The following is a 1,756-nucleotide window of genomic DNA, read 5'->3' as shown; positions in this document are numbered from 1 at the left end:
GCGGAGGCGAAAGCGAACCCCGGTATGGCGGCGCTTGCTCAGGGGCAATTCCAGCAGGCCACTAACGGCGGCTCGGTGCTGTTTATCGAAAGCGTTGACGGCAGTAATTTCAACGATGTGTTCCTCGCGCAAATCCGCCCGAAAGGTAACGCCCGTCCTTCGGTGGTGGTAGCGGACTCCGGTCATCTTACTCAATTGCGCGATGGCTCTCAGGTCGTGACGCTGAACCAGGGGACGCGTTTTGAAGGGACCGCGCTGCTGCGCGATTTCCGCATTACCGACTTCCAGAATTATCAGGCGATTATCGGTCATCAGGCCGTGGCGCTGGATCCAAACGATACCGACCAGATGACCATGCGTACGCTATGGACGACCGACACCGATCGCGCCCGTGCGGAGCTGACCTGGCGTATCACGTTAGTATTCACCGTATTTATGATGGCGCTGATGGTTGTACCGCTGAGCGTGGTGAACCCGCGTCAGGGTCGCGTACTGTCCATGCTGCCAGCAATGCTGCTTTATTTGCTGTTCTTCCTGGTTCAGACATCGCTGAAGTCGAACGGCGGCAAAGGTAAGCTGGATCCGGTGTTCTGGATGTGGACGGTTAACCTGGCGTATCTGGCGCTGGCGATTGTGCTTAACCTCTGGGATACGGTGCCGATGCGCCGCTTACGTGCCCGTTTTATGCGTAAAGGAGCGGTATAATGCAGCCTTTTGGTGTACTTGACCGCTATATCGGTAAAACCATTTTCACCACCATCATGATGACGTTGTTCATGCTGGTGTCGCTCTCCGGGATCATCAAGTTTGTCGACCAGCTGAAAAAAGCCGGGCAGGGGAGCTACGATGCGATGGGCGCCGGGCTGTATACCCTGCTCAGCGCGCCGAAAGATATCCAGATCTTCTTCCCGATGGCGGCGCTGCTGGGTGCTTTGCTGGGGCTGGGCATGCTGGCGCAGCGCAGTGAACTGGTGGTCATGCAGGCTTCTGGCTTTACCCGTATGCAGGTGGCGTTGTCGGTGATGAAAACCGCGATTCCGCTGGTGTTGCTGACGATGGCCATCGGCGAATGGGTGGCGCCGCAGGGCGAACAGATGGCGCGTAACTATCGTGCGCAGCAGATGTACGGCGGCTCGCTGCTCTCGACCCAGCAAGGTTTGTGGGCGAAAGATGGCGACAGCTTTGTCTACATTGAGCGGGTGAAAGGTGACGCCGAGTTAGGCGGAATTAGCATCTACTCCTTTAACGACAAGCGCCGTTTGCAGTCCGTCCGTTATGCCGCAAGCGCGACGTTTGACCCGGAGCAGAAGGTCTGGCGTTTGTCGCAGGTGGATGAATCCAACCTGACCGATCCGAAGCAAATCACCGGCTCGCAGACGGTGAGCGGCACCTGGAAAACCAACCTTACACCCGACAAGCTCGGCGTCGTGGCGTTGGATCCTGATGCGCTCTCGATTAGTGGTCTGCATAACTACGTGAAGTACCTGAAGTCGAGCGGCCAGGACGCCGGACGCTACCAGCTCAATATGTGGAGCAAAGTCTTCCAGCCGCTGTCTGTGGCGGTAATGATGCTGATGGCGCTGTCGTTTATCTTTGGTCCGCTGCGTAGCGTCCCGATGGGCGTGCGCGTGGTGACAGGGATTAGCTTCGGCTTTGTGTTCTATGTGCTGGACCAAATCTTTGGCCCGCTGACGCTGGTGTACGGCATTCCGCCGATTATCGGCGCGTTGCTGCCAAGCGCCAGCTTCTTCCTGAT

Annotated in this window: 2 protein-coding genes; both read left to right on the top strand. The window is 57.5% G+C overall.

Annotation, left to right across the window (positions count from 1 at the left end; all coding sequences use genetic code 11):
• Positions 1-705 (top strand): LptF/LptG family permease (locus FDW87_RS23145; RefSeq protein WP_252363270.1); only part of this gene is annotated, 705 nt, incomplete at its 5' end.
• On the top strand, positions 705-1,756 hold a 1,052-nt coding region (gene lptG, locus FDW87_RS20015), incomplete at its 3' end, for an LPS export ABC transporter permease LptG (RefSeq protein WP_137380123.1). The genes FDW87_RS23145 and lptG, both read left to right, overlap by 1 nt.

Origin of the sequence: Citrobacter sp. wls826, from assembly GCF_005281245.1 — a bacterium.
Taxonomy (GTDB): Bacteria; Pseudomonadota; Gammaproteobacteria; order Enterobacterales; family Enterobacteriaceae; genus Citrobacter; species Citrobacter braakii.
This window is presented reverse-complemented; position numbering and strand designations above follow the sequence as displayed.